The organism is Pseudomonas sp. TWI929, assembly GCF_039673335.1.
GTDB lineage: Bacteria > Pseudomonadota > Gammaproteobacteria > Pseudomonadales > Pseudomonadaceae > Aquipseudomonas.
Genome location: NZ_JBDJLK010000144.1, coordinates 1 through 8,281, shown reverse-complemented (window position 1 = coordinate 8,281; position 8,281 = coordinate 1). Strand labels below are relative to the sequence as shown.

General features: G+C 58.2%; 6 protein-coding genes. All 6 read left to right on the top strand.

All coding sequences use genetic code 11. The features are described 5' to 3' along the window. A partial coding sequence (tssI, locus tag ABE456_RS27795) for a type VI secretion system tip protein TssI/VgrG (RefSeq protein ID WP_346646789.1) occupies positions 1-1,051 on the top strand: 1,051 nt, incomplete at its 5' end. Continuing rightward, the gene (locus ABE456_RS27790; protein WP_346646788.1) at positions 1,051-1,974 is read left to right on the top strand and encodes a hypothetical protein; all 924 of its coding nucleotides are present in this window, start codon (positions 1,051-1,053) and stop codon (positions 1,972-1,974) included. The genes tssI and ABE456_RS27790, both read left to right, overlap by 1 nt. Continuing rightward, a complete protein-coding gene (locus ABE456_RS27785; protein WP_346646787.1) occupies positions 1,971-5,192 on the top strand; it encodes a T6SS effector BTH_I2691 family protein in 3,222 nt (1,073 codons plus the stop codon). The genes ABE456_RS27790 and ABE456_RS27785 overlap by 4 nt, the downstream gene beginning before the upstream one ends. Next, positions 5,189-6,004, top strand: a complete 816-nt coding sequence (locus ABE456_RS27780; RefSeq protein WP_346646786.1) for a DUF6708 domain-containing protein — start codon at positions 5,189-5,191, stop codon at positions 6,002-6,004. The genes ABE456_RS27785 and ABE456_RS27780 overlap by 4 nt, the downstream gene beginning before the upstream one ends. Next, positions 6,001-6,258, top strand: a complete 258-nt coding sequence (locus ABE456_RS27775) for a PAAR domain-containing protein (RefSeq protein ID WP_346646785.1) — start codon at positions 6,001-6,003, stop codon at positions 6,256-6,258. The genes ABE456_RS27780 and ABE456_RS27775 overlap by 4 nt, the downstream gene beginning before the upstream one ends. Before the next feature lie 198 nt (positions 6,259-6,456). Continuing rightward, entirely contained in the window at positions 6,457-8,022 is a 1,566-nt protein-coding gene (gene mqo / locus ABE456_RS27770; protein WP_346646784.1) for a malate dehydrogenase (quinone), read from the top strand. Positions 8,023-8,281 lie beyond the last annotated feature (259 nt).

The following is an 8,281-nucleotide window of genomic DNA, read 5'->3' as shown; positions in this document are numbered from 1 at the left end:
CCACGAAGGCGTCCAGTTCACCAGCCTGCAGGAAGAGGCCGCCGGCGCCGAGCAAGGCACGCGCTACAAACAGGAAGCCGTACTGGTGCCCGGCAGAGGTGAATGGCGCCCGGCTCCCTTGGCCAAGCCGCGTATCGATGGCCCGCACATGGCCACCGTGGTCGGCCCGCCTGGCGAAGAGATCTATTGCGACGAGTGGGGCCGGGTCAAGGTCAGCTTCCCCTGGGACCGGGAGAGCAACAACAACGAGTTCAGCTCCTGCTGGGTACGGGTGTCGCAAGGCTGGGCCGGTGGCAGCTGGGGCTCGATGGCCATCCCGCGTATTGGCCAGGACGTGATCATCCAGTACGTCAACGCTGACCCCGACCAGCCGATGATCACCGGGCGCACCTACTGCGGTGATCAGTTACCCCCTTACGACCTGCCCGAACACAAGACGCGCATGACCATCAAGAGCCAGACCCACAAGGGCGATGGTTTCAACGAGCTGCGTTTCGAGGACGAACTGGGCAAAGAGGAAGTATTCATTCATGCCCAGCGGGACCAGAACAATGTGGTCGGCAATGATGAGACAACGCGTGTCGGGCGGAACCGCGTCGAGCAGGTTGGCAATGACGAGCAACTGAGCATCGGCAACGACTACCGCCAGGAAACAGCGGGCAACTACAACCAGTTCATCGGGCAAAGCTGCCAAGTAGAGATCAAGCAGGACCTGACAGGGAAAGTAGGCAACAACCGTAGCGAATCCACAGCTGGCAATCAGCATGCCTTCGTCGGCAAGGACCACGAGCTTGTCGTCAAAGGTACTCAACGGGTGAATGTCGGTAACGGCATGGAGCAGCTCACGACGCGCTATCAGGTACGAGCCAGTGAGCGTATCGAGCTGAGAACGCCGGGTGGCAGCATCGTCCTGGATGAGCGGGGTATCACCATCAATGGGCTGACACTTGACCTGTTAGGGCAAACCCACGCGGCTGCGAAAGGGGCAGGGAGCGCCCAGGTGCTGGCGTTGACGCCGAATGCCAGCAACAAGTGTGAGGGTGAACTCTGATGGGCACTGATGATCTGGCCAGCCTCGTTGAAAAACAGCATGCGCCACATTTGCATTGTTATGCACTGATCGACCCGCTAGCGACCGAAGACAAAGGTGAGCATGCCTTGCTTGCCCAGCTTCGCAGCACTTTAGGTGAAGGTGCATTGACCCCTGTGCATCGGGCCGATCTAGCCCATGCACCCCAATTGCACCCCGTGTTGGTTTGTCTGGCCGCACCTGGAACGGCGCCCAGCCGTTCATTGCTGGAGCTGACTGCCCGGGCAGCCCAGCGGGGGCTGTATCAGCGACGGCGCTACCTGTGCGGCTGGCTGTTCAGTGAGGTGCCGTCGGCCGCCATTGCTTCGCACCTCATCGGCTTGTGCCGGGTACCTAACGCGAAACGGGCGTTCAGTTTCTACCCGGTCTACGAACCGGTACGCCTTGAACTGCTTGCGGCGTCGTTCAGGCAGGTGGAACAAGGCCCATGGTGGCCGATTGGCAATTGGTTGTTCCTGAGTAGCGGTGGGAGGTTGGTGAATCTGAAGGGCCAGAGCGGGCAGCGGCACCCGCTGCCGGAGCCGGCCCAGCGCATTCAGGGCGATGTGCTGTTGGTTGAGCGCGTGCTGGCCAGCTGGAGAACTTTGCGGGCCGGATCGACCGATGCCAACCAGTGCCAGATTCCGCCGTTTGCCGCCGTACGTGCATCGAACCATATCGATGACGCACGAGGTCTGGGGTTGAGTGACCCGGAAGACATCGTGGTTCTCGCCCTGCATCAACTGTGCATCCACCCCCGCATACACACCCTTGCTGCAGTGCGCAGCATGATCGATGCCGCCTCCAGGGAGCAGCTTCCGATTGCACCATTGCTCGCCCGCTACTCCGAGGCGCAATGGCGTCGCCTGACCGAGTCCCTGCCGAAATCGGAGAGTCGCTTATGACCATCAGCCAACGTATTGCCCTCGCCGTCGCTGAGGCCGGGCTGCCGCACGACCAGTGCATGTCCTGCGAGCGCCAGGGCCTGCCGATCCTGCCACTGCGCCGCGCCCTGGTGCCGGACACCCGCCCGGAGTGCGTCACCACCGTGGCCGGCAGCCTGCATATCTCGGCAAAGATGGGGGTGCGCACCTTGCGCATGGGCTACCTGTATGTGCTGCTCGACCAGCAGGTCTGGCATGCCTACGCCGTCAGCGAACAGGGCCACCTGCGCCGCTTCAACCCCTACGAGCCGCCGAATGGCCCGCCAAGACCACTGCCGGAAAAGTGTGTGCATGAAGACCACGATATCCCCTCGGCCTTCCTCAATATCGATACCGAAAAATACGGCAGTGCCTGGCTGGCCTTTTCCAGCGATGCCTGGCCGGTCAGTGTGCTGAACGCCTACAAGCGGGGTGAGGCGCCAGCGCACCGTTTCGAAGGCCTGGACCTGATCCAGGCACGCAACAATCCTGAACTGCTGGGCATGGCCATGACACCCGACAACCTCCAGGTCGACAAGGAGGTGTTCGAGTACACCCAGCATGCTTGTTCACCCTTCGACAGTGCGCATGGCTTCCACAGCCGCTGGCTGCGCAGGTTCGCCCTGCGTGGCTATGTGATCAATGCGATGAACCGGCACCAGCTGGAGAATGGTGTGCTGGCGGTGGTGCTCGACGACACTGTCGGCCTGATTCAGGAGTACAACCATCAGCGGCTGAACTGGGTGGTGAAGCGCCAGATGTGGCGTGAGGAACCCATGCGGGCCTATCAGTTGCAGACTTCACAGATTCTGCAGGTGATTCGTGCAACGCACAGGGAATGGGCGGCGCAGGATGTGCCTTCACTTGAACCAATAGCTGGCAGAGGGCCATTTGTGCCGGTCGATCCGAAGATGGACAGGCAGCGTATGGTCGAAGAAGCGCAGAAGGCCAGCGATAAGAGACTTGAAGAGCGTTACCACGAACCGCAACGGGCTGCGTTCCAGGCTGAGTACGACCGTCAGGAAGTCGAGTTTCAACGCTACATCGACAAGGACGCAAAGGCCTACGTTGCTTTGTTTGACACCCCCATGTTCAAGGTTGCGGAACAGTACGACTACGACGGCAACAATCGCGAATCTGGAGTGGCCTACGCCAAGACCATGGCCTTGTGCCTAGGTGGTGGCATTACCGAGGCCGTGGTGCCCGGTGCAGGCAACCCAGCGGCCGGCACCAGCGAAATACTCTGGTTGAAATGGCTGCAGGCCCCAGACAGCCCGCCATACCGCGCGCTACTGATGCGAGACCGAGCGTTGTTGGCCAGCCTGCTTCCCAGCTTTAGCGATGCCGAAGCCATCAACTGGAACGACAGCGACAAGCTTTACAGCATGCTGAGCAAGGTGATTGCCAGCGACGACGCTGGTTTGCGCATGCGCAATACCCTCAAACAGGCCATCGCTGAAACCCAGGGCGCTGTGAACGCGGCTAGCCAGCGTTTGGCGTCCAGCTTGCCTCCTGGTGTTCAGAAGGCCGTGCGGCACCTGAACAGCGCTACCCAGTTTCTTTACAACGGCGTGCACCTGATAGAGCTGGAAGTGAAGATGAAGCTGGGCGAGTACTACGCCTTGCAGAGTGCCCACTTGCGGGAGTTGCAGCACAAGGCCAACGTGTCGATCGCCGAAGCGCGGGACCGGATGCATCGGAGCATTGATGACTTCGAGTTCGGCTCGAAGAAGTCGATGCAGAAAGTGCGGCCGATTATCCAGCACGGATTGATGAGTTTGGCAGTGCTTGATCCACGGTTCACCAACACGATGATCAGCGTGACGGTGTGGGTCGAAGGCACGGCGGCGGAAGTGCATGGCCGGTTGTTTGAGGAAGCCAATATGAAGGTGACTCAGGCGAGTAGTTTGGCGCAGCGTACGTTGGTAGATATTTCGGTGGCGGCAGGAACGCTGGACACCAATGCGCGCAGACTTCTTCAGGGGATGAAGATTACTGCGCAGCAGGCGGGTCAGTTGGTGCGGACTGGTTTCTCTGGCCTGCGTGCGGTGGCAGGCAGTTGGGAATTGCTGCTGGCGATAGGTGGGTTGTATTTGCAGCAAGACAGCTTGGCCAAGAATCAGGATAAAGCGGAAGCGGAGATTGGACCCCAGGCGCATGAGGCCAAGTTGGCGTTGCAGGGATCTCAGCTCGGAATATTGGGTGGGCAAATTGAGCTGGTTGGGCTCATGTTGAGGTCAAGTGGCGCCCACATTGGTAAGTCTTGGGCTAAAAGCACATCTGGAACTGCGGTGTCGCTGATAAGACTCGGGGCCATGATAAGTGTAGTGGCCGGGATTTTTGATGCAGTGCAAGCATCTTCTGCCGCTAAACGAACATTTGCAGTTGGGGATAACACTGCTGGTCTGATATATGCTGGCGCAGGTTTTGTGTATGGTATTTCAACTGGAGTGTTTGCGTACGCAGTTCTCAAGTCTCTTACGTTAGGGCCTTTAGGTCTGGCAATAGTGCTGGCGCTCAGCGCATACGCAATGATCAAGTGGGCTGGGCAAACTGAATCTAATGCTCTGGAGCGTTGGGCGCGACGCTGCTACTTTGGGAAGGGCGGTGAAAAAAGGGCCGTGCATTGGGATGTTCCTGAATACGCAGACATCGCGTATGCAGAGCTTAATGCGGCTGCACTTGGCGTTCAGGTGAAGGCTAACTTCGAGTCAATAATTTCAAGTGGACCGGAATCATTCAAAATAGGAGGGTTGGTCCACATGGAGTTGGAGCATAAGCTTAAGTTTCAAATCGTATTGCCTGGGTATAATGATGAGCTTTCAGCCTATCGCTGGTCGTTAGTAGTGCATCGTCATGGCGACGGAAATTTTCCGGATTTCATTGGTGGAGAGACTCTGCTTGTCGAAGAATATCGAGCCCTGCCAGTTGAAGCCCTCACTAAGGCAACAAAGTTTCAAAACTTTGCTAAGCCAAGATTTCCGGACTATAGAAGTGATTTTACGGTGAATAGAAGAAAGCTGTCGACAGACGAAAGTGAGATGGCCGTGTCTTGGCTGGAAATTTCTGGTTCTATAGAGCTTTCGGCTAGCATCGGGCCGCATAGTATCGGTGCTGTGACACTGCTGATAATGTACTGGCCAGATAGTAAGCTGCCGAGTGCTTATGTTGAATCTTGCATCAAAGTGATTAATGAATGAAAGCTAAGCCCAGAGTGATATGGAAGCGGGCTCTGTGTTGGAGCCATGACCTCCCTGATGTCCGTTCGCAGAGGGTTCCTTCCTTTAGTTTTGAAGACATAAAGCCAGCGCCAAACTTTCTTGATGAAGTTTGCCTGGAGTTGCCTCGGTCTACTATCAGTCTGCGTGGCGTAGTGGCTTTGCTTTGGATTCCAGGTTTGGTCGCATCCTTTGGGGTGCTTGTATATCTATGTTGGCTCATGCTCAGTGTTGACTGGGCGGGTGACTGGTTTGTCGCCCTTGTTATATTGCTAATCCCCTTAGTCGCTATGTGGGCCATCGCATCTCATGTAAAGATGGACCTGACGCTCCCAAGGGACGAACCCATCCGCTTCAATCGCCTACGACGAAAAATCTACCTCTATCAATTCAGATTTCACTACATCTATCTGTTCAGCCGCAAACACTGGGGAGTCAAACCTGTCGCCTACAACTGGGACGACGTAACCGCTGAAGTCTACCGAGTCTATGCCCCCGGCCACGGCGGCCTGATCGAAAACGTCATGCTGTCAGTCCGCAACCCGGAAACCGACGAAGTCATCGACCGGGTGTTCTTCACCCACGACCTCTATCGGGGCGAGGCTTACTGGGCCATCGCCCGACTGTTCATGCAGCAAGGCCCCGAAGCCCTGCCGAAGTTCGTGCACCCACCCCGCGACTGGAACGATGACGATGGCCTCAGCCACATGCACTGCCTGGCGCCGAAGGTTCATTGGCCGGAGGCGATCGATCTCGAATCCCGTACTGCACCGTCTGAAGGAGAGGTCCAATGAACCCTGTTGTACTTATAGGCCATCGGCATAGCTGCCCGCTGCATGGCGTTAACCAGGTAGAGAGCGGTAGTAGTACGTATACGTTCAATGGCAGGGCGGTTGCCAGGGTGGGTGACCGGACCACCTGTGGTGCTGTAATCGAAAGTGGCGCTGAGCACTTTTTGATCGAGGGCGCGGCCGTGGCGCGCAAGGGCGATCGGACTGACCACGGTGGCGTGCTGGAGGAGGGTGATGCCGGCTGGATGCTGGATTGATGAAAAAAGCGTAAAAGCCTGTGCGTAGCCCGCGCTGCCAGTTTCCACAATGCCCCTGCTCTGTGCAAGACAGCGTATTCCAAGGGGCTGGGATATCTTCTGCCGCTTTCAGGTAATAGACCTTGAGCATACCTGACTAAATCCGTCAGCTAAGCTTGTGGCTGAACTTACGGATAGCAACGAGGCACGGGAGAGGTTATGAAGATCACCATCAAACCAAAACTGGCGCTGGCCGGGCTAGCCTTGGCGCTCGGCATGCTCAATGCCCAGGCCGCAGAAACCAGAAAGGTCGATGTCATGCTGGTGGGCGGTGGCATCATGAGTTCCACCTTGGCCGTGTGGCTCAACGAGCTGGAGCCGGGCTGGTCGATGGAAATGGTCGAGCGCCTGGACAAGGTGGCCGAGGAAAGCTCCAACGGCTGGAACAACGCGGGTACCGGCCACTCGGCCCTGGCCGAGTTGAACTACACCCCGGAGAAGGACGGCAAGATCGACATCAGCAAGGCGGTGGAGATCAACGAGTCGTTCCAGGTCACCCGCCAGTTCCTCGCCTGGCAAGTCAGGCAGGGCGTGCTGAAGAACCCGCACTCCTTCATCAATACCACCCCCCACATGAGCTTTGTATGGGGCGACGACAACATTCGCTTCCTGAAAAAGCGCTACGAGGCGCTGCAGGCCAGCCCGTTGTTCAAACCCATGCAGTATTCCGAAGACCACGAGCAGATCCGCAAGTGGGTGCCGCTAATGATGGAAGGCCGCGACCCCAACCAGAAACTGGCCGTGACCTGGACGCCGATTGGCACTGACGTCAACTTTGGGGAAATCACCCGGCAGTACGTGGGCTACCTGCAGACCCGGCCGAACTTCGACCTCAAGCTGTCGACCGAGGTGCAGGACATCACCCGCAATGGCGACGGCTCCTGGCATGTCGAGTACAAGAACTTGAAAGATGGCAGCAAAGCAGCCACCGATGCCAAGTTCCTGTTCATTGGTGCGGGTGGCGCTGCCTTGCCACTGCTGCAGAAGTCGGGTATCGACGAGGCCAAGGATTATGCCGGCTTCCCGGTCGGCGGCTCGTTCCTGGTAACCGACAACCCGGCCATTGCCCAGCGCCACATGGCCAAGGCCTACGGCATTGCCGCAACCGGCGCGCCGCCGATGTCGGTGCCGCACCTGGACACCCGGGTGCTCGACGGCAAACGCATGATCCTGTTCGGCCCGTTCGCTACCTTCTCCACCAAGTTCCTCAAGCAGGGTTCGCTGCTCGACCTGCTTGCCAGTACCAGTGTGCACAACGCCTGGCCAATGGTGCGGGTTGGGGTGCGCGAGTTCGACCTGGTGCAGTACCTGATCGGCCAGGTGCTGCAATCCGACAATGACCGCTTCGAGGCGCTACGTACCTACTTCCCCGAGGCGAAGAAAGAAGACTGGCGTTTGTGGCAGGCCGGCCAACGGGTGCAGATCATCAAGAAAGACGAGGCCTTGGGTGGTGTGCTCAAGCTCGGTACCGAGGTGGTGACTTCCAAGGACGGTAGCATCGCTGGCTTGCTGGGGGCCTCGCCCGGCGCCTCGACAGCGCCGCCGATCATGCTCGATGTGCTGAACAAGGTGTTCAAGGACAAGGTGGCATCGCCCGAGTGGCAGGCGAAGATCAAGCAGATCATCCCGTCCTATGGCATTCGCCTGAACGACCACCCGGACCAGGTACAGAAGGAATGGGCATACACCAACGAGGTGTTGCAGCTCAATCCACCTGCGCCATAGTTGTAGATGCAGGCCGGCTACGGGCTAAAGGCCTGAGCAGTACGTGTGGGAGCGGGTTTAACCGCGAACACCGGCGAACCCGGTGCCCGGCACCGCGTCGTCTGTTTCGCGGGGAAACCCGCGCCCCCAAGGCCCGCAAGGCGGCCCCGTGAACTGGCCTAATGATTTTGGACACCTTCATCGGGCGCTATGATGGCGCCCAATTGGAGGCAAAATTAGTGCGTAAATCTTACTCAAGAGAATACAAGGTCCAAGCTGC

Coding starts and splice junctions, on each gene's coding strand:
- ABE456_RS27790 (WP_346646788.1), top strand. CDS start 1,051: ATGGGCACTGATGATCTGGCCAGCCTCGTTGAAAAACAGCATGCGCCA.
- ABE456_RS27785 (WP_346646787.1), top strand. CDS start 1,971: ATGACCATCAGCCAACGTATTGCCCTCGCCGTCGCTGAGGCCGGGCTG.
- ABE456_RS27780 (WP_346646786.1), top strand. CDS start 5,189: ATGAAAGCTAAGCCCAGAGTGATATGGAAGCGGGCTCTGTGTTGGAGC.
- ABE456_RS27775 (WP_346646785.1), top strand. CDS start 6,001: ATGAACCCTGTTGTACTTATAGGCCATCGGCATAGCTGCCCGCTGCAT.
- mqo (WP_346646784.1), top strand. CDS start 6,457: ATGAAGATCACCATCAAACCAAAACTGGCGCTGGCCGGGCTAGCCTTG.